This window comes from Pseudobutyrivibrio sp. JW11 (assembly GCF_900115355.1).
GTDB classification, from domain to species: domain Bacteria; phylum Bacillota; class Clostridia; order Lachnospirales; family Lachnospiraceae; genus Pseudobutyrivibrio; species Pseudobutyrivibrio ruminis.
In genome coordinates this window covers 127,785-151,277 of record NZ_FOWB01000001.1, presented here as the reverse complement: position 1 = coordinate 151,277, position 23,493 = coordinate 127,785, and the positions used below count along the sequence as shown (strand labels likewise).

18 protein-coding genes are annotated in these 23,493 nt (G+C 40.2%); 1 reads left to right on the top strand and 17 read right to left on the bottom strand.

The genetic code is table 11. From position 1 onward, the window contains the following. Nucleotides 1-397: 397 nt before the first annotated feature. The 16 genes from BM102_RS00635 to BM102_RS00560 form a co-directional block, all read right to left on the bottom strand. Nucleotides 398-2,020, bottom strand: a complete 1,623-nt coding sequence (locus tag BM102_RS00635) for a GGDEF domain-containing protein (RefSeq protein ID WP_090477895.1) — start codon at nucleotides 2,018-2,020, stop codon at nucleotides 398-400. Between the two features lie 112 nt (nucleotides 2,021-2,132). Further along, a complete protein-coding gene (locus BM102_RS00630; protein ID WP_090477892.1) occupies nucleotides 2,133-2,789 on the bottom strand; it encodes an alpha/beta fold hydrolase in 657 nt (218 codons plus the stop codon). 24 nt (nucleotides 2,790-2,813) lie between these two features. Beyond that, nucleotides 2,814-3,575 (bottom strand): 4-hydroxy-tetrahydrodipicolinate reductase, encoded by a 762-nt coding sequence (gene dapB / locus BM102_RS00625; protein WP_090394942.1) that lies wholly within the window; start codon nucleotides 3,573-3,575, stop codon nucleotides 2,814-2,816. 9 nt (nucleotides 3,576-3,584) lie between these two features. Beyond that, nucleotides 3,585-4,367, bottom strand: coding sequence for a GGDEF domain-containing protein (locus BM102_RS00620; protein ID WP_044935516.1), 783 nt, complete (start codon nucleotides 4,365-4,367; stop codon nucleotides 3,585-3,587). A 51-nt stretch (nucleotides 4,368-4,418) separates the two neighbouring features. After that, the gene (locus BM102_RS00615; RefSeq protein WP_033151779.1) at nucleotides 4,419-4,898 is read right to left on the bottom strand and encodes a cob(I)yrinic acid a,c-diamide adenosyltransferase; all 480 of its coding nucleotides are present in this window, start codon (nucleotides 4,896-4,898) and stop codon (nucleotides 4,419-4,421) included. A gap of 7 nt (nucleotides 4,899-4,905) precedes the next feature. After that, nucleotides 4,906-6,738, bottom strand: a complete 1,833-nt coding sequence (gene typA, locus BM102_RS00610) for a translational GTPase TypA (RefSeq protein WP_090477890.1) — start codon at nucleotides 6,736-6,738, stop codon at nucleotides 4,906-4,908. Nucleotides 6,739-6,899: 161 nt separating this feature from the next. Then, nucleotides 6,900-8,189 carry a serine--tRNA ligase gene (serS, locus tag BM102_RS00605; protein ID WP_090477888.1) on the bottom strand — a complete coding sequence of 430 codons (1,290 nt, stop codon included), beginning with the start codon at nucleotides 8,187-8,189 and terminating at the stop codon, nucleotides 6,900-6,902. A gap of 54 nt (nucleotides 8,190-8,243) precedes the next feature. Then, nucleotides 8,244-10,532 (bottom strand): protein translocase subunit SecD, encoded by a 2,289-nt coding sequence (gene secD, locus BM102_RS00600; RefSeq protein ID WP_090477885.1) that lies wholly within the window; start codon nucleotides 10,530-10,532, stop codon nucleotides 8,244-8,246. A gap of 19 nt (nucleotides 10,533-10,551) precedes the next feature. Beyond that, nucleotides 10,552-11,934, bottom strand: a complete 1,383-nt coding sequence (gene scfB / locus BM102_RS00595; protein ID WP_090478489.1) for a thioether cross-link-forming SCIFF peptide maturase — start codon at nucleotides 11,932-11,934, stop codon at nucleotides 10,552-10,554. Between the two features lie 99 nt (nucleotides 11,935-12,033). Next, nucleotides 12,034-12,177, bottom strand: coding sequence for a six-cysteine ranthipeptide SCIFF (gene scfA, locus BM102_RS00590; RefSeq protein WP_033151787.1), 144 nt, complete (start codon nucleotides 12,175-12,177; stop codon nucleotides 12,034-12,036). Between the two features lie 88 nt (nucleotides 12,178-12,265). Beyond that, complete coding sequence (tig, locus tag BM102_RS00585) at nucleotides 12,266-13,492, bottom strand: trigger factor (RefSeq protein WP_090477882.1); 1,227 nt, start codon at nucleotides 13,490-13,492, stop codon at nucleotides 12,266-12,268. Nucleotides 13,493-14,211: 719 nt separating this feature from the next. Continuing rightward, nucleotides 14,212-15,738 carry a 4-alpha-glucanotransferase gene (gene malQ / locus BM102_RS00580; RefSeq protein ID WP_090477880.1) on the bottom strand — a complete coding sequence of 509 codons (1,527 nt, stop codon included), beginning with the start codon at nucleotides 15,736-15,738 and terminating at the stop codon, nucleotides 14,212-14,214. Nucleotides 15,739-15,748: 10 nt separating this feature from the next. Further along, the gene (locus tag BM102_RS00575; protein ID WP_090477877.1) at nucleotides 15,749-16,591 is read right to left on the bottom strand and encodes a carbohydrate ABC transporter permease; all 843 of its coding nucleotides are present in this window, start codon (nucleotides 16,589-16,591) and stop codon (nucleotides 15,749-15,751) included. Then, nucleotides 16,591-17,442 (bottom strand): carbohydrate ABC transporter permease, encoded by an 852-nt coding sequence (locus tag BM102_RS00570; protein ID WP_044936170.1) that lies wholly within the window; start codon nucleotides 17,440-17,442, stop codon nucleotides 16,591-16,593. Before BM102_RS00570 ends, BM102_RS00575 begins: the two co-directional genes overlap by 1 nt. A 91-nt stretch (nucleotides 17,443-17,533) precedes the next feature. Next, nucleotides 17,534-18,844, bottom strand: a complete 1,311-nt coding sequence (locus BM102_RS00565; RefSeq protein ID WP_090477875.1) for an ABC transporter substrate-binding protein — start codon at nucleotides 18,842-18,844, stop codon at nucleotides 17,534-17,536. Nucleotides 18,845-18,930: 86 nt separating this feature from the next. After that, nucleotides 18,931-19,935 carry a LacI family DNA-binding transcriptional regulator gene (locus BM102_RS00560; RefSeq protein ID WP_090394934.1) on the bottom strand — a complete coding sequence of 335 codons (1,005 nt, stop codon included), beginning with the start codon at nucleotides 19,933-19,935 and terminating at the stop codon, nucleotides 18,931-18,933. A gap of 344 nt (nucleotides 19,936-20,279) precedes the next feature. Between BM102_RS00560 and BM102_RS00555 the strand changes: the two genes are divergently transcribed. Beyond that, nucleotides 20,280-21,860: a DUF5722 domain-containing protein gene (locus BM102_RS00555; RefSeq protein ID WP_090477873.1), complete on the top strand. Its 1,581-nt coding sequence runs from the start codon at nucleotides 20,280-20,282 to the stop codon at nucleotides 21,858-21,860. A 247-nt stretch (nucleotides 21,861-22,107) separates the two neighbouring features. Here the strand turns inward: BM102_RS00555 and BM102_RS00550 are convergent, their stop codons facing one another. After that, nucleotides 22,108-23,484, bottom strand: coding sequence for a S1C family serine protease (locus BM102_RS00550; RefSeq protein ID WP_090477870.1), 1,377 nt, complete (start codon nucleotides 23,482-23,484; stop codon nucleotides 22,108-22,110). Nucleotides 23,485-23,493: the final 9 nt, after the last annotated feature.

Sequence of the window (23,493 nt, the reverse complement as noted above, 5' to 3'; positions counted from 1 at the left end):
TGAACTTAGAAAAAATAAAAGAGATATTTGATAAGAATTGGCAGCTGCCGCTAGGACGGCGGCAGCAGTGGTCACTTGAAACACGATGTTGAATGTGCCACGGTGTCAATTCATACAAATATCTCTTTTTTATTTTTCTTAGTGAACGGAGTAGCAAAAGTAATAATACAAAGACTAGTTTAGACTAGCTGATTATAAATATTATTTTTGTCCGTCTAGGTCACACATTACCTTCGAATTGTAAAAGCTTCGTAAGTACACCTACATATGGGAGACTTTACACATTAAGGTAATCCATAAATCTGCTCAAATGATGCCGGGCATGCAGGGGAGTCCGAAGCCCCCAGGTACAAGCAAGCCACACCACACTCTACATACGGGGGTGGAATTCAGCCGGTTAGGATATGGCGGCCTTGAGCTCACGTTTGTTTTCGTACATGTGAGCGTCGGCGCGTTTTAGTAGAGCACGGAAGTCTCTGTCTAATTTGGCGTCATATTTTGCATCTCCGACGGCTACGCCGATATCGAAGACGTAATCACCTTCAAGGTTGGCTGTGTATACTTTTGCCATGAAAAGCTTTTTCAGGCGTTCCATATTTATGTGGCGGCCTGCTGGAATTATACAGCAGAACTCATCACCACCAGTTCTATAACAGTTGCCGTATTTGCCGTAAACACTGTTGAATAACTCGGCTACAATTGAGATGTATTCATCGCCGGCTTCATGTCCATAAGTATCATTGCAGTGCTTTAATCCGTTGGCATCAGCTACGACTGCTACAAGCCCCTCTAGGCTACCGCCTTTTTCTGCTTCAACTTTTGCCTGTCTTTCAAAGGCATTTCGGTTGTAAAGTCCTGTCATGCTGTCAGTAAGAGCAAATACTTCAAGCTGTTTAGCACGACGTCCTTTTTCAAGTATTTCATTTGATTCTTTAATCATGTCCCAAGCAAGCATAAATACGAAGATTAAGAATACATATCTGCCTACTTTATCAGCATCTCCAAGAGCTCTGTAGTATTGAGCTACATCTACAAATAGTGCGAACACAAATAAAGATAATCCAGCTGCACATATCTCAAGTCTACGTGAAAAGTTTCTACGAATAATCTGCCCAACCATTCCTGTGATGAGGTATATTGCTGCAACCATTAAAAGGACTTGTGTAAATACAAGTGTTTCTCTATACTCTGCAATTTTAGTGAAATGAAGCACTGATAACACTACGTTCTGCACTACTGAGTACCCAATGATTATTTTGCGGAATATAACTGTTTTTATTCCCAAGTATGAATCAAAGAACATAATCATGGATGGTACTGCAAGCATCAAACAAAAGTATGGTATTAATGAATCTACAATCTTATTATTCATTAAAAGTGATGATACGTCTGTCTCGTTGATTGACCAAATACCGCAGAAGAATGAAAAATATCCAAGGTATAATAGTTCCCTGCTAAGATTTTGTTTTTCATGCATAATCGCATAGTATATGAACAATAGTATGCTAAGAAAAACTACCAGCATACTTGCAAAAAATCTAGGCATTGATGCTGTCATTATGTCATCGTACATGCCATATGAACTTCCGATGTAAAAGGTGATTTTTTGATTTGCAACAATATCATAAGATGGCTTTATAATAACTGCGATTTGAACCATCTTTTCATTGATTTCAACAAAATTGTATGTAGAACCAGGACTTGATGTCCAGAAGCCACCAGTCTTATTAAAAGAATAGATTTCTCGGCCCATATTATAAGCCGTAACTTCCTGGTGGGATGTATAGAACGCTATACCTGAATAATGATAATCATAATCTACTAGCTTAAAGAAATATTCCTTTGAACCATCAGATAATTGAGCCACGGAATACGGCTCAATTTCTTCTGTTATAACATTATCTACTGAGTTTGTTGTTGTAAAATAACATAAAGCAAGAGCTATAGCAGCTGCTACAACTATCGCTATGTTAATTCTTGCTAATAACCCTGTTTTTTTACCCTTATTTTCCTGTGCCATAACTACCCCTGTTACTTGCCTAGCGGAACGTTATATTTAATAACGCTTGATTTCTTTTTCACAATTTTATAACAATTCTATCATGGATAGTTCATAAACACAAGGAATACTTCTACCTCAAAAAGCCTGAGATGTACTTAAATAAGCGGTTTGTCCCCACCACATAACTTTCATGATTTTCATCAGGTAGGATGTGTAATTCTGCTTCAGGAATATTGGCTGCTATTTTCTCAGACTCTTTCTCCTTGATGCAATCATCTTCTCCTGCAAATATCATTGCAGGCACGGAGATACGACGTAAGTCTGATGGCGAAATATCAGGCTCCTCAAGCATCATAAGAATCTTAGGGTCATTTGTTCTCTTATAATCCTTTTTCATTTCACGAAGCACTCTGTGATGTATTCCAGATGGTGAAAGATTTGCGCCACAGCATACAATTCCAGAAAGCAATTTGCTAGCCTTTATTGCAACTAAAAGGGCTATTATGCCACCGTCTGAATATCCAATAAGATATGGTTTGTCGATTTCCAGCGCTCTTATAAGATTAATCACATCATCAGCCATATCCTTATAATGATATTCCTTTGGTGTTGCACTCTCTCCATGGCCTCTTGAATCCATAGCATATACAGTATGATACATGCTCATAGTCTCTGCTAAAGCGTCAAAATCATGGAGATTTCCGTTATTTCCGTGTATAAGAATAACCGGCGTACCCTCGCCGGTCTTCTCATAGCATATTACCTGTGAATTGAGTTGAATATACATAATTCGCCCTCTATATCTTTCCTCTTATTTCTCAGCAATAACCTGCTTCATGTCGTAAAGCCCTGCTGGCTTTCCTGCTAAGAATTTGGCTGCTTCAACAGCTCCCTTAGCAAATACACTCTTAGAATATGCTGTGTGCTTGATAGTAATAACTTCATCAAGTCCTGCAAAAATAACCTCATGCTCGCCAACAATATTTCCGCCTCTAACTGCAGAAATACCGATTTCGTTCTTAGGTCTCTTTTCTCTTCTATCTGCTCGTCCATAGCAGTACTCATACTTTTCATCCAATGCTTCATTACAAGCATCTGCAAGTGCAAGTGCTGTTCCACTTGGAGCATCTAATTTTTGATTGTGATGCTTCTCTACGATTTCGATATCGTATCCTGCATCAGCAAATACCTGTGTAGCTTTTTTGCAAAGATCAAATAATGTGTTGATTCCAAGTGACATGTTAGCTGAACGAAGAACTGCTACCTTCTTGCTAGCTGAATCAACATGATTAATCATATCATCTGTAAGTCCTGTTGTGCAAAGAACAACTGGCTTGCCATTTGATTCGCAATATGTCAAAAGGTCATCTACAGCTGCAGCATTTGAAAAATCAATAATCACATCAAAGTCTACATCTACATCTGAAATAGAATCAAATACTGGGTATTCATTTTCAATTCCCTTGAATTTATCAACACCAGCAACAATTGATACTTCGCTGTCAGCTTTACACAAATCAGTAATAACTCTTCCCATGTGGCCGTTGCAGCCGTGCATAACTACTTTTGTCATTTTGTCACCTCAATCTAAAAAACTTATATTACTAGTAAACATCCTAAGTGATTCGTCGTATTCCTCATCTTTTGAAGGATTAGCTTTGATTTTCATTTCCTTGTACATTCGTTTGTCCTCGTACATGGCCTGATCAGCTTTTACTACAACATCATCAAAATCATCGGATGGATTGTACATATTTATTCCAAAGGAGCATGTGTATGGTGTTTCCTGAAGCTTTAATCTTATATCATGTATAAGCGTTTCAGCCTCATCCTTTGTGGCTTTTATTCCAAGCATCATGAATTCATCTCCACCTGTTCGGTAAAGAATAAATTTGCTAGGCTTTACAGAACGACATACTTCAGCAAAAGTAAGCAAAGCTATATCTCCTGCCTTATGTCCAAAATTGTCATTGATATACTTTAGGTCATTTAAATCCATTGATATAATGGCCATTTTATTCTTTGAATGTCTTTCTGCGTCTGCATAAAAACATCTGCGTTTGTAGCACCTGGATACAGAATCTATATTATATCTAGCTGCATACATATACATATACAAAAATAGGATTCCAATAGCCAAAAATGGCAGAATATAAGAAAGAACAGTAACTATTATATAGCCTGATGTTGAATAAATTATTGTTCCAAACATGGCAATTAATAGAGCTGTTGCTCCGTAGATAAACCTGAATTTGACCTTGTGATCAAAAGCTCTCATTGTAAAAATGAACACAATCAAAGCAATACATGAAAACATTCCAAAAAACAGTCCGCTGCTATTTCCGATTATCCACCCTCTAACCATAGCTTCTCCTCGTAAAAACCCTACAATTGAGAATATAACAGTAGCCAGAGATTATTTCTCTGGCTTAATGTTTAATACACTGTCTGCTATTTCAAACAATCCAGGCGTCATGTTAAGACCTGTCAATATCACATTAGTGAAAACTGACTTGCCTTCTAATACTTCCATTATATCCTGTTCTGAAACGATGCCCTCGTCAACAACGCCGAGGATTTCATCAAGAATGAGTAAATCACATTCTCCTGTGCCAAGAACCTTTTTTGCATAGTTCAAGCCATTGAGAATGTTGATTTTTTCTTCCTGCTTTTGCTCGTCTGTAAGATTTTGAAAACCTTCCTTTGAACGCTCAAATCTGAAAAGCTTGATTTCTGGTTCAAGCTTTTCAAGATAGTCTGAATCGTTTTCTGATTTTAAGAACTGGATTATGATTGTACTTCTACCTTCTGAAGCAAAGCGCAGAGCATATCCAAGCGCTGCCGCTGATTTGCCCTGTCCGCTTCCGTAGTAGACCTGTATAGTTCCCTTTTCCATAAATCTCCTACTTTCTAATGCTAGCTCTCTTTCTCATAAGAGGATCAAGGATTCTCTTTCTGATACGTAAAGACTCTGGAGTTACTTCCAAAAGCTCATCTACATCGATAAAATCAAGAGCCTGCTCAAGACTAAGAACTTTAGGTGGTACAAGAGTAAGTGCCTCATCTGCTGATGATGAACGAGTATTTGTAAGATGCTTTTTCTTACATACGTTAAGCTCGATATCTTCAGCACGTGAGCTCTGTCCAATTACCATACCAGAATATACTTTTTCGCCTGGTCCAATGAAAAGTGTACCACGCTCCTGAGCTGAGAAAAGTCCGTATGTAACAGACTCACCTGTCTCGAATGCAATAAGTGAACCCTGCTTACGATAAGCAATGTCACCCTTGTAAATCTCATAACCGTCGAAAATTGTATTGATTATACCATTTCCTTTTGTATCTGTCATGAACTCTCCACGATATCCAATAAGTCCACGTGCAGGAATCTTAAACTCAATACGTGTATAACCACCTGTGATAGGTGTCATATTCTGAAGCTCACCCTTTCTCTGAGAAAGCTTTTCGATAACTGCACCAGTAAACTCATCTGGTACATCTACATATGCACGCTCCATTGGCTCAAGCTTGTGACCCTTTTCATCTGTCTTGTAAAGAACCTCTGCTTTTGATACAGCAAACTCGAAACCTTCACGGCGCATGTTCTCAATAAGAACTGAAAGATGGAGCTCACCACGTCCTGAAACCTTAAGTGAATCAGGTGAATCTGTGTCTTCAACACGAAGCGAAACGTCTGTGTTAAGCTCCTTCATAAGGCGCTCTCTGATGTGACGTGATGTAACGTACTTTCCTTCCTGACCAGCAAGTGGGCTATCATTTACAATGAAGTTCATTGAAATAGTAGGCTCAGAAATCTTCTGGAATGGTATAGGATTTGGTGCATCTACTGCACAAATAGTATCTCCGATGTGAATATCTGAAATACCTGAGATAGCTACGATTGAACCAATCTCAGCTGAATCTACATCTACTTTGTCAAGTCCATCATACTCAAATAGCTTTGAAATACGAACCTTATTGTTTTTCTCAGGATCATGAGCATTAACTACTACTGCATCCTGGTTTACCTTGATTGAACCATTCTCTACCTTACCGATACCAATTCTACCAACGTACTCGTTGTAATCGATTGTAGAGATAAGAACCTGTGTAGGAGCCTCTGGATCACCAGTTGGAGCTGGAATGTAATCAACGATTGTCTCGAAGAGAGCTGTCATATCCTTGTGCTCTTCATCAAGGCTTCTGATAGCAAAACCTTCCTTAGCTGAAGCATAGATGAATGGGCAATCAAGCTGCTCATCAGATGCATCAAGATCCATGAAAAGCTCAAGAACTTCATCGATAACCTCATCAGGACGAGCCTCTGGTCTATCGATTTTGTTGATACATACGATAACTGGTAAATCAAGATCAAGTGCCTTCATAAGAACGAACTTTGTCTGTGGCATTGCACCTTCAAATGCATCTACTACAAGAACAACACCGTTTACCATCTTAAGAACACGCTCAACCTCGCCACCGAAGTCAGCATGACCTGGTGTATCAATAATGTTAATCTTTGTGTCTTTATAATATACTGCTGTGTTTTTTGAAAGAATTGTGATACCACGCTCACGCTCGATGTCATTTGAATCCATGACACGCTCAGCTACTTCCTGATTCTCACGGAATACACCAGACTGCTTCAAAAGCTCATCTACAAGTGTAGTTTTACCGTGATCTACGTGTGCGATAATCGCAATATTTCTAATATCTTCTCTACTCTGAATTGCCATAAAACTTCCTTTTCTACTGCAAACCTATAGTTACAGTAAAAACCCCAAAAAGTGCAAGTAGCACTTAAGTTTTGAGACTTTGATGCTACTTGCCATTAAATACTATATTAGATTTCTTCCCGATGAATAATAATATGATTCGAATATATTGTCAAATACGATTATTTTACGGGTACGAGAACTTCTTTACCACCCATGTAAGGCTGGAGTGCCTTAGGGATAGCTACGCTGCCATCCTCGCGAAGGTTGTTCTCCAAGAATGCGATAAGCATACGTGGTGGAGCAACAACTGTGTTGTTAAGAGTGTGAGCAAAGTACTTTGTACCATCCTCTGCCTTAACACGAATCTTAAGACGACGAGCCTGTGCATCGCCAAGATTTGAGCAGCTACCAACTTCGAAGTACTTCTTCTGACGTGGTGACCATGCCTCAACATCACAAGACTTAACCTTAAGATCAGCTAAATCTCCTGAACAGCACTCAAGTGTACGTACAGGAATATCTAAGCTACGGAATAAATCAACTGTGTTCTGCCAAAGCTTGTCATAGTACATCTTTGAATCTTCTGGCTTACAAACAACGATCATCTCCTGCTTCTCGAACTGGTGGATACGATATACACCACGCTCCTCGATACCATGAGCACCCTTTTCCTTACGGAAGCATGGGCTATAGCTTGTAAGTGTGTATGGTAAGTTTGCTTCATCATTAAGTGTATCGATGAACTTACCGATCATTGAATGCTCTGATGTTCCGATAAGGTAAAGATCCTCACCTTCGATTTTGTACATCATAGCGTCCATCTCTTCGAATGACATAACGCCAGTAACTACGTTTGAACGAATCATGAAAGGTGGGATGCAATATGTAAATCCTCTATCAATCATGAAATCACGTGCATATGAGATAACTGCTGAATGAAGACGAGCAATATCTCCCATTAAATAATAGAAACCATTACCTGCAACCTTACCAGCTGCATCCATATCAATACCATTGAATCTCTCCATGATATCTGTGTGATATGGGATTTCGAAATCAGGAACCACTGGCTCACCAAACTTTTCGATTTCAACGTTGCAAGAATCGTCTGGACCAATTGGAACTGATGGATCAATGATGTTAGGAATCTTCATCATGATTTCTTCAACCTTGTCTGAAAGCTCCTTCTCAACTGGCTCAAGGTCCTTGATTCTCTGCTTAAGCTCTGCAACTTCTTTCTTTGCAGCCTCAGCCTCATCCTTTTTGCCCTGTCCCATTAATGCACCGATCTGCTTAGATGCTTTGTTCATCTCAGCACGGAGGTCATCTGCCTCCTGCTGAGCAGCACGTCTCTTGTCATCAAGCTCAATTACTTCATCAACAAGACCAAGCTTGTGCTCCTGGAACTTCTTTTTAATATTTTCTTTAACTGCGTCTGGATTTTCGCGTAAAAATTTAATGTCGATCATACTATATCTCCTAATCTATACTAAATACTTTAATAACTATTTGATGAGTGATAATTAATTCGACTTCTTACCACTAACTCTAAATATGTACCAAAGCTGTGTTGCGATAAAGATAGATGAATATGTACCAGCAATTACACCAGCAAGAAGTGGTAATGCGAACTCTCTGATTGATGAAACACCAAGGATGAGAAGCATAAGTACCATGATTGCTGTTGTGATTGATGTTGAAATACTACGAGACAATGTCTGTGACAATGAGCTGTTTGCAAGCTCCTTAAGAGTCTCAGCTGTCTCTGTTCTGATTGCCTTGTGGTTTTCTCTGATACGGTCAAATACAACGATTGTATCGTTAACAGAGTAACCAATAACTGTAAGCATACATGCAATGAATGCTGAACCAACTGATATACGTGCAAATGCATAAAGTGATAATACAATAAGTACATCGTGGATAAGAGCGATGATTGCTGATGATGCAAATCTGATGTCCTTAAATCTGAACCAAATATATACAAGCATGCAAAGTACTGCAACGATAACTGCGATTGTTGACTGGCTGCGCATCTCGCCTGAGATTGTAGAACCAATACTCTGTGAAGTAATTGAATCCTCTGCAACTGAGTACTTTGACTCGAACATTTCATTTAAAGCTGTACGCTCATCAAGTGTAAGTGTACGTGTTTTGAAGATTGCCTGGTTGCTTCCATCAACTGTTGTTGTCTGGATGCTTCCCTCGCTAATATCAAGTGTAGAAGCGATATCTGGAACAACAATGCTATCTAACTGCTCAAGTGTGTATGTCTCGTTGAAATCAACTGTTGTTGATGTACCACCAAGGAACTCGAGAGAGTAGTTAAGTCCTGCTCCATCCTTTGCCTTGAATACACCCATTGTTACAAAGCCTGCTGCGATAATTGCAACTGAAATTGTAATGAAGATTGCCTTCTTTCCAACGAAGTCGAACTTTGTAGGTTCCTTAGCCTTACCGTATGCCTTTGGAGAACGAACGCCAAGTGCATAGAAAGAATTCATAAGGATACGTGTAATAACAAGTGCTGTAAACATTGATAAAACAACACCGAGTGCAAGTGTAATTGCGAATCCCTTTACAGTACCTGAACCAAGGATTCCAAGAACTGCTGCTGCAATAAGTGTTGTGATGTTTCCATCAAGGATAGCTGAAAGAGCCTTTGAGAATCCTGTTTCAATTGCTGAGATAACAGGACGTCCATTCTTAATCTCCTCACGGATACGTGCGAAGCAAATAACATTGGCATCAACCGCCATACCGATTGAAAGAATCATACCAGCGATACCTGGCAATGTAAGTGTAATATCAAATGCCTTTAAGATTCCGATAAGCATTGCTGTGTAAAGAGCAAGTGCAAGTGAAGCAACAACACCTGGTACAAAGTACATAGCAATAAGGAATAGCATAACGATTACAAGACCTACGCCTGCAGCGATAAGTGATGTTCTAAGGGCGTCAGAACCAAGCTGAGCACCTACTACCTGAGACTCAAGCTCTGTAAGCTCGATATCAAGACCACCGATACGGATGTATGAAGCAAGCTTCTGAGCCTGCTCGTATGAATCCATTCCCTCGATGACGCAATTACCATCTGAAATTGCATTCTTTACGGTAGGAACTGAAACAAACTTACCATCATAGTAGATTGCAATTGAATCACCTGTTAATGAAGCTGCTGTTGTAGCTGCTGAGAATGCTGTTGTTCCCTCATCGTCGAAACGAAGCTGAACAACATACTCTGTAGCATTTGTTGTCTGGTTTGTCTGAGTAGCTGCCTGTGCGCTAGTAACATTTGTACCAGTTGCAATAACTGAGCCATTATCAATCAATGTATCGATGTCATAGTTAAGTGTGCCATCGATGTTGCCATCTGCATCATAACCGTTGATTGTGTAGTTTGGATTACCTTCAATATCGTACTGAGTAATGAAGTAAAGTGTACCTGGTGTACCAAGCTCTTCCAAAAGAGCATTAGCATCAGAAACACCTGGAATTTCAACTGTGATACGCTTATCGCCTACACGATAAACATTAGCTTCTGTTGTTGAGCTTTCTTCGCCCAAGTCGTTTTCGATACGCTGCTGAAGCTTAAGGATTGTATCCTCCATCTGCTCGTCAGTAGGTGTATCTCCAACTGCTTCGTATGTAATGCTGACACCACCGTCAAGATCAAGTCCTAACTTAAGGCTGTCGTCAGTCTTATTGATTGTGCCTGTAAGAACAAGTGCTGCATAGTAACCAAGTAAACCAAGGATTACTACGAACGCAACAAGCCAGGCAATACCCTGTCCCTTTTTTAAACGTCTCATTTTTATTCTCCTATTCTATTTATTGTGCTTCAGCCTCTAGCTCGCTTGCGTGAACCTTTAATGCAATAGCACATTCAATACGTTTTTTCTGTAACTCGCAGCCAACGTGATAGTTCCCCAAAATGCTGCCAGTAAAGTTGTATGCATTAGCTGCACAACCGCCGCTACAGTAAAATCTTGCGAAGCAATTCTTACATTCTTCCTTAGCGTATACATTGCAGTGCTTGAACTGATTAACAACATCAGTCTTTTTAACTCCGTTATATACATCGCCGAGGCAGAAATCTGTGTTACCAACGAACTGATGACATGGATAAAGCTCACCAGTAGGTGTAACTGCCATGTACTCAGTTCCTGAACCACATCCTGAAAGACGCTTGTAAACACATGGGCCACCTTCCAAATCAATCATGAAGTGGAAGAAATTGAAATCCTCATCTGTGCCCTGACGTCTCATCATCTCTGCAGCAAGATTATCGTATTCTTCAAAGAGCTTTGGTAAGTCTTCCTCACGGATAGCGTAATCATCTGTATCCTGAGCGACTACCGGCTCAACTGAAATCTGCTTGAAGCCTTCGTTTGCCAAGTGGATAACATCCTTTGAGAAATCAAGATTGTTTCTAGTGAATGTACCTCTGATGTAGTACTTGTCCTGATTTCTTGATTCTGCCAACTTTTTAAACTTTGGCATAACGATTTCGTAGCTTGGTGCGCCTTTTCTGAATGGACGCATAAGATTATGAATTTCTGGACGACCGTCGCAGCTAAGTACTACATTGGCCATCTCCTTATTTGCAAATTCCTGAATCTCATCATTTAAAAGAACGCCGTTTGTTGTAAGAGTGAATCGGAAGTTCTTTCCGTGTTCCTTTTCAATTGAACGACCATACTTAACAAGATTCTTTACAACCTGCCAGTTCATAAGTGGCTCGCCACCGAAGAAATCAACCTCGAGGTTTCGACGACTGCCTGAATTAGCAACTAAGAAATCAAGTGCTTGCTTACCAACTTCGTAGCTCATGAGCTCGCGCTTACCTGTATGGTATTCGCCTTCCTCTGCGAAGCAGTATTTACATGCCAAGTTGCAATCGTGTGTTATATGTAAGCAAAGAGCCTTTACCACTGTAGGGCGTGCTGTAAAATCAGCAATGTGAGGCTCGTAGTTATCCTCTGTAAATAATGAGCCATCGTCAATAAGCTGCTGAATTTCGGATTTGATAGCGTTAAGCTCCTCCTCTGAAACTTCTGAATGGCTCTCTTTCATCTTTGTAAAAGCGACCTCTGCGCCATGCTCCTGCCAGAGAGCAAGGTAATCGTATGTGACATCATCAACTACGTGAATCGCGCCACTGTTAATATCTATGACAACGTTATAACCGTTGTTTTTAAACTGGTGTATCACTAAAAATAAAGTCCTTTCATAAACGCACAATAGACCGTTCCCCTAATTTACATTAGACAGGACCGGCCTTCGCGTTAAATATAGATAATCTTTGTAAGATTAGTTCTTGTGCTCACAGCTCTGGTTACCAACTGTGCAAGATGTCTTGCAAGCTGACTGGCATGATGTCTGGCACTCGCCACATCCGCCTTCTTTAACTGTGTTCTGTAATCTCTTTGTGTTAAGTGTCTTAATGTGTTCCATCTTATTTCTCCTTTTATATTAATTGCTCCTAAGAGCCAAAAAGCTAGAGTAAATTATACTACAGCTAGGTAAAAATAGAAAGTATTTCCTACTGTTCATCAGCTTCTACTTCTACCTCAGATTCCAATTCTTCGTCTGTTACAACTTCTGAATCTTCCTCTGTATCAGCATCTGCATTAAGAACGTTTGTAGAATTAACTACAGCATTCTCTACACAGAAATCTGTTGCCTTTTCTGTGCGATATGCAAGCTCAAAATATTTCTGTCCGCCATATCCATCTACAGTGAAATCAGCATAGAATGTATCAAGGTCTGTGTAACCCATATTCTGATAAATTGGTGTGATGAACTCTGTGTAACCCTCTTCATCAACCTCTATACCTTCCTTATTAGCGATTGCTTCAAGGATAAGCTCTGTCTTAGTTGATTCCTTAACATTCTCTGTGAGAGTGTTGATTACTTCTTCATAATCATATCCCATAGATGTAAGGTATGCTTCCATTGTTGTGCCGTATGCTTCATACTGCTTGCTCTGAATAGAAAGGATAAGATCTACTCTTGCCTGAAGAAGTCCCTCTGGTACCTCTGAAACAGTGCAGTTGTTAATGAGAGCATTTAATACTGCTGTCTCTGTATCATTTTCAAGATTGTCCTCTAATGAAGCTGTATATTCTTCCTTAAGAGCAGCCATATATTCATCAACTGTATCGTATCCGAAATTATCTGATACTACTGCATCTGTTAAATCATCCTCTGACTCAATAGCCTTAGCAATGTAATTAATCTGGAATGTAAACACTACCGTCTGGCCAGCTAAATCTGTATTGCCATATGACTCAGGGAAAGTAACATCATATGCAACCTCATCACCAACACTGTGTCCCACAAGACCTGCTGTAAATCCATCAATAAAACCTGTAGTACCACCAGCCATGCAATTGCCTGCTACATCAATCATCTGGTCCTCTGCAGAGCCACCATCAAAAGGCACTCCGTCCTGCGAACCAACGTAATCAACATTTACAATGGAATCTTCCTGAACCTCTGTCTGGCTATCATCCTCTGCGTAAACAGCAGCAGATTCAATTGTATCTGCTACATACTGCGCAAATCCTTCGTCAGTATACTCATACTCACCTTCGATTGTAACTTCAATCCCCTTGTAATCCCCCAGTGTAACGTAGTCGTCAACATTGTACTCTATCTCTGCTACCTGTGTTGTCTCCTCTGTAGCCTCATCAGATGATTTTCCGCAACCCATCATCGAAGCCGCCATAGCTGTAGCTAAAGCTAATGCTAAAACTCTATTTTTCATCACAAAACCTCCGTCAAATATGCGAATCTTGCGCTATTGTACCACATCTACCCCTCGAAATCAAAACCGTACCGCCATCCAACTCCTACTCTCACGCCCCATAAAAGTACAATAAACTGGCTGCCCTCCGGGGCCCTGCACTCTTGCCTGCCATGCTAGTCGATTTCGCGAATATTATAGTTTTTCTTAGCGCAATAGGGGCGCATACTGCAGGTGTCTTATTGCGGGATGAACTTTTTCTGAATCTGTATAGGCTAGGACGGACACTTTTGTATTTTATAATATGGATTTCAAAAGCTATGGTACCTTGGGTTCATATTACATTCGCTAAGTAGAACTTAAAAAGAGATATTTGTATGTATGAGCACCGTGGCACATTCGACGTCGTGTTTCAAGTGACCACTGCTGCCGCCGTCCTAGCGGCAGCTACTCATCCATATCAAATATCTCTTTTTGTTCTACTAAGCTTATTCCAAAATCACCCAAAGGTATCCATAGTTTTCGAAATCCATATATTATCTAGAAACAATGTGTCCGTCCATAGACATACAGATTCAGAAAATGTACAGACCTGCAAAAGACACCTGCTAATAAGTATGCGCAACTTGCGTTTTAGAAAAACATAATATTCATGCGATGACTAGCATGGCAGGCAAGAGTGCAGGGCCCCGGAGGGCAGCCAGTTATACATACACTAGGGGTGCGAGTAGGAGTATGGGTTATTTTTTAGCCTTAGTTTTTGCAGGCTTTTTAGGGGTTTCTTTTTTCTTGGTGCGGTCGTACATGACAGACATTTTGTAGATTTTTTCTGCAAGGTCGTCTGTGATTTCGTCCTCGATAAGGCGCCACTGCCAGTTGCCAGAGTCTGTGCCTGGGACGTTGATACGATTGTATTTACCAAGGCCAAGGAAGTCTTGCATCTGTGCTACGAAGAGTGTGGCCACCGAACTCATGCCACCACGAATCATGCCCCAGTTAAAGCCCTCTGATTTGGAGATTCCTAGATACTTGCTGGCATATTCTTTATCTTTTTTGTTGGCCTCCTGGTACCATTCCATGACGGTTGCATTGTCGTGAGTGCCAGTATAGCATACACAGTTTTTGTCGTATGTGTGTGGCTGGTAGTTGTTTGGTTCTCCTGAATCGAATGCAAATTCAAGAACTTTCATGCCTGGCCACTTGCTGTCATGTAGAAGCTCCACAACAGTTGGAGATGGTTCGCCTAAATCCTCTGCTATAAATTCTATGTTTGGGAATTTTTCAGATAGAAGGCCTACCAAATCCATTCCAGGACCTTTCTTCCATTTGCCCTTCTTTGCAGTCTTCTGTCCTGCTGGAACAGCCCAGTATTCATCAAAGCCTCTGAAGTGATCAATACGTAATACATCATAGAGCTTTGCTGCGCCATCAATTCTACGGATCCACCAACGGTATCCATCCTTCTTTAATGCTTTCCAGTTATAGCATGGATTACCCCAAAGCTGACCGTCTTCACTAAAATAATCTGGTGGAACACCGGCCACCTCAACTGGATAGTTTTCCTCGTCCAAGCTAAAGAATTCAGGCTCAGCCCAAACATCACATGAGTCAAGCGCTACATATATTGGTAAATCTCCAATGATTTCTATTCCTAAATCATTGATATACTTTTTAAGCTTGGTCCACTGCTTGAAGAATAAATATTGAATGTATACAAAGAATTCGATATCTTCTTCTAACTGTTTTTTGTATTTTTCTACGGCCTCTGGCTTGTGAAGACGGATATCTTCCTCTGGCCATTCCTGCCAACTAAGCTGTCCAAAATGTTTTTTAATGGACATAAATAGAGCATAGTTCTCTACCCATGGATTGTTTTTCTTAAAGTGAGAAATATCCCCTAACGCAGCCTTGTAGCCTCTTTCCTTTGCCTTTTCAAGAATCTTGAATCTGCTGCTATAAATCTGTCCATAATCCACGTATCTTGGATTTGTTCCCCAGTTTTCAGCCTCTACTTCCTTTTTTGTAAGAAGCTTTTCCTCAATCAGCATTTCAAGATCTATGAAATAAGGGTTTCCGGCAAAAGTAGAAAAGCTTTGGTATGGGCTGTCGCCATAGCTTGTTGGGCCCAGTGGTAAAACCTGCCAATACTTCTGACCTGAAGCTTTCAAAAAATCTGCAAATTTGTACGCTGCCTTTCCAAATGTGCCAATGCCATATGCAGATGGCAATGAAGATATAGGCAGTAAAATACCGCTACTTCTTTTCATATTCTCTCTCCTAGCCTTTTACAGCTCCAGCAATTACGCCTTTGATAATATATTTCTGAAGGCAAATGTACATGATGATGATTGGTAAAACTGTCATCATGATGCATGCCATCATTGGTCCCATTTCAACATGTCCATAGCTGCCGCGGAAATACTGAATAAGAATTGGAATAGTCATGTATTTCTTACGATCCAGCACAAGGTATGGTAATAAGTAATCGTTCCAAAGCCACATTGTTTCAAGAATTGCTACTGAAATAAGTGTAGGCTTCAATATAGGTAAAACAATTTGGAAAAATGTCTGGATTGGATTACAGCCGTCAATCATTGCTGCTTCCTCAATTTCCAGAGGAATTGATTTCATGAAACCTGTAAACATAAACACTGCCAATCCAGCGCCAAAACCTAAATATATTATACATATATTGAATGGTGTATCCAAATCCAATCTATCAGCTGTAGATGAAAGTGTGAACATAAGCATTTGGAATGGAACTACCATTGAGAACACGAAAAGAGCATAACATACTTTTGAGAGCATTCCGTGAACTCGTGTTATGTACCAAGCGCACATTGATGTACCAATCAAAATAAGCACATCTGATGTGACTGTGATAACTAAGCTGTATCCAAAAGCTGCTGCAAATCCCTTTGAAGAAAGAGCATCCTTATAGTTTTCAAGACCTATAAAGCTCTTCGCATCTGGCAGTTGAAAAACTGTGTTAGTGCTGATAAATGTATCACCCTTAAGCGAGTTGATTAATATCATAAATACTGGATAAATCCAAAGTACAGCCAAAATACACAAAACAATAAATACAATACCCTTGGCAATTCTCTCTTTTGCTTTCATTACTGCTGCACCTCCTTTGATTTAGTAAACTTCAACTGAATCATGGAGATAATGATTACCATAATACAGAAGATAACAGCCTTTGCCTGACCATAGCCTTTCCACTGAGGGCCTGTACGGCTGTAGAAGGTGTTGTAAATATTAAGAGCAAGCATCTCTGATGCATGTGCAGGTTCACCGCCTGTCAATGCCAAGTTCTGATCAAATAGCTTGAATCCATTAGTGATTGTAAGGAAAGTACAAATTGTAATTGATGGCATTACATTTGGAATCTTAACTCTGAAAAGTATCTGACTTGTAGTAGCGCCGTCAATCTTTGCAGCTTCAATATAATCATCAGGAATAGATTGAAGTCCTGCGATATATATAATCATCATGTAACCAATCTGCTGCCAGCACATAAGAATTGTCAAACCGATAAATCCATATGTTGCATTAAGAGCAAGAAGTGGCTTTTCCAAAAGTGAAAGGACACAGTTTAAAAGAATCTGCCAAATGTAACCAAGAACAATACCACCGATTAGGTTTGGCATAAAGAAAACTGTTCTAAAAAAGTTAGATGCTTTTATTTTGTTTGTAAGTGCCAAGGCAATAGCAAATGCTATTACATTTATTAACACTGTGGATACCACAGTAAAAAGCGCTGTAAACCAGAATGAATGCCAAAACTCACTATCTAGTATTGCATACGCGTAATTGTCTACTCCAATAAATGTTGCTTTTTTAATAGTTGTAAATTTACAAAATGATAAATACAAACCTTGTACAAATGGATAAATAAAACCAACGCAAAAAGCTGCTAAGGTAGGTAGTACAAAAATGGGCCAGTATTTTCTAATAGCTTTCTCCATAGCAATCTCCAATCCCAAAAAATTTGGAGGGCGTTAGGCCTCGCCCTCCTAAGAATAAAAGAAGAAAAAATACTCTAAAAAGAGTCTTTCTTTAGTTATTAGCTGCAGCGTATTCTGATGCCCAGCCATCAACGAATGCTGAAACAACATCGTCCCATGAACCTGTGCCTGCTGCATATGCTGTAAGAGCACTACCTACGCCATTCTTCCATTCTTCTGAAGGCATAGTTGTGAAGTTCCAAGAGACTGGTGTCTTACCTGCTTCTGTGTATGCTCTATCGTTAAGTACGAAAAGGTTAGTTGTATCTGCTGCATTCTTGAAAGGAATTACACCGATGTTTTCAGAAAGCATCTGTGTACCTGCCTCAGATGTAACCATCCATGTAAGGAAATCAATTGTTGCCTGAATATCTTCTTCTGATGCTTCAGAGTTTACACACCAGTAGTTCTCTGTACCTGTGCAAAGTCCCTGATTAGCCTCATCGCCTGCGCCAATGTAAATTGGAATCATTGCAAGCTGATCATCTGTCATACCCTTATCTGTAAGATTCTTATATTCCCATGAACCATTCTGATAGAATACTGCCTGGCCTTCTGCGAATTCGTTTTCTGCATCATCACCAGTCTTACCTGCTAACTCAGAAGGATCACATGTTGCGTTGTTGATGTAGAGATCCCACATAGCCTTGTAGTTATCAAGGTATGTACCTTCGATTGCGTCTGTAGAATCGATGCCCTTGTCCTGATACTCGAAGTAAATAGGAAGGTTTGCAAGGTGTGTCTTGAATCTCCAATCAGAAGAACCATCCATACCTGCTGATGTGAATGCTGAGAATCCAAGCTCTCCTGAACGAGCTGTAATATCCTCTGCAACTGTCTTTAAGTCATCGAAGCTAGCGATATCATCAAGTGTATATCCAGCCTGCTCAAGTAATTCTGTATTTACGATAAGTCCATAAGACTCGATTACGTATGCAATACCTGCAACAGCATCTCCATCGTAAAGTGCGAATGAATCACTTGTTAACTCATCATAGAGAGATGAACCCTTAAGGTCATAGCAATAGTCCTTCCAGTTAGCGAGACCTACTGGACCATTTACCTGAAATAATGTAGGGGCTTCATCTTTAATAATCTCAGATGACAATGTCTCCTCGTATGTACCAGAAGCTGCTGTAATAACTGTTACAGGAACACCTGTCTCTTCTGTGTACTGTGCAGCGATTTTCTGCCAAGCCTCATCTGCCTCCGGCTTGAAGTTAAGGTAATAAACCTGTCCGCTTGCGCTATCTCCTGTGCTTGCAGAACCACCATCGCTGCTTTCGCTTGAACCACAGCCTGCAAATGCAGCTGTCGACATCATCGCGATCAACCCTAATGCCAATACTTTCTTCATCTTCATTTCTTACACTCTCCTTTTTGTGTATGATAATTTCTATGTTTCAACAAAGGACTCTATACCTCCTTTGTAAAAACCAAGAGAATTACCTACTTAAGAGTCTCACCTTCTCTTAAAGTAGTTGGAAGAATCACATGTCTGTATGTGCGTTTCCCATTAATGATATCTACCAACAATTTCACTGCTTCACTGCCCATTTTTTCCATCGGCTGACATAGAGTTGATAACACAGGATTCATGTATTCAGAAGCTTCGATTCCATCTATCGCAATAACCGCAACGTCCTCTGGCATCTTTTTACCAGCTTCCCTCAAAGCTTTCATTGCCCCCATTGCCATATTATCTGAGATAGCAAATACTGCTGTGAATTCTCTATTCTTTTTTAACCAATCTTTCATGCCTGTATAGGCATCTGCAATATTGAAACTATTGATCTCTATTATCAGATTTTCATCTAGTTGTATTCCAAAATCTTTTAATGCTCGTTTATAGCCGGCAAATCTCACCTGGCTGACTGAGCCATCCTCCACTCCTGATAGCAAAACAACTATCTTTCTGTGGCCTTCATTAACCAGATATTCCACTGCATCATAAGCAGCCTGGTTATCATCTATACATACACTTGAATAATCAGATTTATCTAATGTTCCATACTGATTATTGAATGTACAACATACATAAGGAACATTGATGCTAGTCATTCGTTCCTTTGTATAATCCAAATTTCCTCCAAGAAAAATCAGACCCTGGAGCTTCTTATCCCTTTCCATTTTGGCTGCGGTCATAATCTCATCTTCGCCTGCTGCGATTTGCTGCATCACCATAGTGTAACCAGCCTTTTCAATTCCGCTTCCAATCTCTGTAATAATCTTTGTGTAGAATGGGTTAGATAATCCTCTTACAACAACACCTATGTTGTCTGATGAAGTCTTACCAAGTTCCCTTGCGCTAGTGTTAGGTATATAGTTGTACTCTTGCACAACAGCTAATACCTTTTCCTTAGCTTCCTCGCTTACGTCAGGATGGTCATTAAGCACCCTTGATACGGTACTGACACTTACACCTGATAAACGTGCAATGTCTTTAATTGTCATGATTTTTCCTTCCTTTATTGAAACTACATAGCCTTTTTATTTAACATTCAGGGGCCTAATCCATCCTGTTATCAGCTATGTTTAGTTTTCTGGAACCGTTACTGGTAACGTTACCAGTACGTGTAAATAATATCCTTTATACCCCACTACGTCAATATCTCTAAGGCCATTTCGTCCTTTCTCACAAATCGACTATGAAAATTTTGTGAAAAAGATTTATGTTTTTTCTATGTTATTTTTTTGTATTTTTTATAGATTCTATGCATTTTGATAATAATCATGATATATTTTTAGGTGACTCCGGCTATCGGAGAAGATTCATCAGCTGAAAGGAGCTATGATATATGAAGATTTCTAAAAGAATTGCTAGCATTGCATTTGCATTAGTTTTTTCACTTAGTGCATTTCTAGCAGTACCTAGCCTTAACGCAGAGGCTAAAACAAAGTCAGCATCCAGTGGTGTTACAATCGCTGCAGCTTTGATTCAAGGCACAGATGTTGTGGTTACAACTTCAGGTGCATCATCATCTGAGGATGGTTTATATCACCTTGTAGCATCTGATGCAAACCAGACAGCACCAGCAGGTGTTGATGTAGCACAGGCTACAGCAGCTTCTGGAGCAACATTCTCTGTTCCACTTGGAAAAGGAACTGCAAGCACAATGCTTTTCAAGAAGTTTACTGTTTGTGTTATGAAGGGCGGTGCTCTTTCACCTGTTTCAAACAGCATGTACATTACAAATCCTGAAGGCTGTGCTACATATGCATGCGCAAGAATGGATTATGGAAAGAAGGGTATTCTTCCAGCACTTGATGTTGCAACATTTAACAAAAACCAGCCAAGAGACCTTGGTTGCCAGCAGGTTCAGTTAACTCTTCCACTTTCATGGATTTCAAATGGTGGTGGTTCATATAGTTATAACGGAAAGGTTTATCACTTTGAGACAGCTAGACTTTCTGGATATGATAACGCTATTAGAAAATACAACGGAATGGGATGCCAGGTTACATTAATTATTGTTGTTGACCAGGCAGCTCAGACAGAATTTATTAATCCTTATTCTTATGATGGATTAGGACTTCACAATTACTATGGATTAAATGCTTCTACAACTGAAGGTGTTGATATCCTCAGTGCTGCAGCAGCATTCCTTGGAAACAGATATTCAGGTCACGGCTTCGGACAGGTTGATAACTATATCATCGGTAACGAAGTAAACGCTTGGGGCGACTGGAACTACATGAACTGTGGTTCATTAGAAGCCTTCACACAGCAGTACACAAATGCATTCCGCGTTATGTACAACGGAATCAAATCTGAAAACGCAACAGCTAATGTATACGTTTGTACAGATCAGCAGTGGGCTAGAGCAGGCGCTGCAAATTACTATGCTGGTAAGTCTTTCTTAACTCAGTTCAACTCAATGATTAAGGCAGAGGGAAATGTTGATTGGAGACTTGCAACTCACGCTTACATGACACCACTTACAAGTGCAACACCATGGGCAGCTTCTAGCAGCTTAACACACAGCCAGAGCTCACCATACATTTCACTTCAGAATATCGATGTAGTTACAGACTTTATGTGCCAGAGCGATATGCTTTCACCTACAGGCGCAGTAAGAACTGTAAAGCTTTCTGAGCAGGGATACACATCACTTTCAGGTGAAGACCTTCAGGCAGCAGCTGTTGTATACGCATACCTAGTTGCTATGAACAACAGTCACATTGATGGAATGATTCTTTCACGTGAGAAGGATGATCCAGGTGAAATCGCACAGGGCCTTGCCAACGGACTCTGCAACGTAGACGGTTCAAAGAAGATGTCATACACCTTCTACCAAAACTGTGCAGACCCTAATGTAGTAGCACAGGCCAGCGCAATAGCAGGCGTAGACCTCAACACACGTATAACACCTAGATAAACCACTATACTAAGAGAGCCATGCTGTTACGGCTACAAGCCTACTGATTTCTCCGCTCGACAACACGTCTCGTTTGAGAAATAGTAGAGCTTGATGCCTACAGCATGACTCATATAATTTAAGGCTAGCCAGAATAACTTGGCTAGCCTTATATTGTTATGTACGGGTAAGTCGACGCCATTTGATATTTGCCTTCGGCAAAGGCGTCTCCAGTAATACTTATCTTGTATCCAAGATAAGTATTATTTTATTGTACCGCATCAACCTTATGTGTAAGTGTTACTTCTACAGTTTCTTCTTCGTAGTTATTTGAAGCCTTAGCGACAGTGACCTCTACGGTTGTGCCGGCTGGAAGGTACTTCATGATGTTGTTGAGTGTGTTTACAGATGTAACTGTACGTCCGTTGAATGATGTGATTACGTCATCAACTTCGATACCAGCTGCTTCAGCACCTGAACCTGCAACTACCTGAGCTACGTATACACCAACTGGAACATCGTACTGCTCAGACATTTCTGATGTAATATCCTTACCAGCGATACCAAGATAAGAAGCATCAAGCTCTGATACAACATCGTTATCAATCATCTGCTGGATAATATCCCATGCATAAGAGATAGGAATTGCATATCCCATACCTTCAACAGACTCATCTGCAAGCTTTGCAGATACAATACCAATTACCTCGCCTGTTGCATTAAGTAATGCACCGCCTGAGTTACCTGGGTTAACTGCTGCATCTGTCTGGATAAGGCTGTTTGTAACAACGTTTCCGTCGTCGTCTGTGATTGAAACCTCACGGTCCTTAGCAGAAATAATACCAGTTGTTACTGATGTACCATAACCAAGTGCGTTACCGATTACGATAGCTGCCTCACCTACAACTGTTGCATCTGAATCGCCAAGTGTAGCAACCTTGATTACTGAAAGTGTATCTGAAGGGATATCTGCTACTGCAACCGCTACTACAGCAAGGTCACATGATGAGTCAGTTCCTTTGATTGTTCCTTCAACAGCTTCTCCGTCGTTGAAAGTAATTGTAAGTGTTTCAGCACCTGAAACTACGTGATTGTTTGTTGCAATGTAAATGTAGTCATCATCCTGTGAGATGATAATTCCGGAACCAGCTGATGTTGTCTCCTGCTGCATTGTTCCGAAGAATGTCTGGTATTCTGTAAGACCTACATTTGTAACCTGTACGATTGCTGGAAGAACATTTTCGGCAATCTCTGATACATCTGAAGTAACTGTTGTAGATACTTTGTTTGATGTAGTAGAAAGAGCTGTGCCACTTGCGCTATCAGATGTATCTTCTGTCTCTGTAGATTCAATTGTTGTTTCTGCTGATGCAGACATTGGTAAGAATCTGTTTGAAACATATACTACTGACTGGAATGCTGTACCTGCAATCAATCCAAATACTAAAGCGATTGCCGCTGCACGTCCAAGCTTTGCACCAAAGCCTGTGGTCTTCTTTGGCTTTTTGTTCTTGTTACCATTGTCGTAAGGTGACCATTGATAATAAGACTCACCTTGGTTTATCTCGTCCTTCTTGTAGGAATATGAACCGTTGTTGTTTTCTGGCCCATTGTTTGAGCCTCCATTGTTGTATAAATCACTCATAAACTCGCC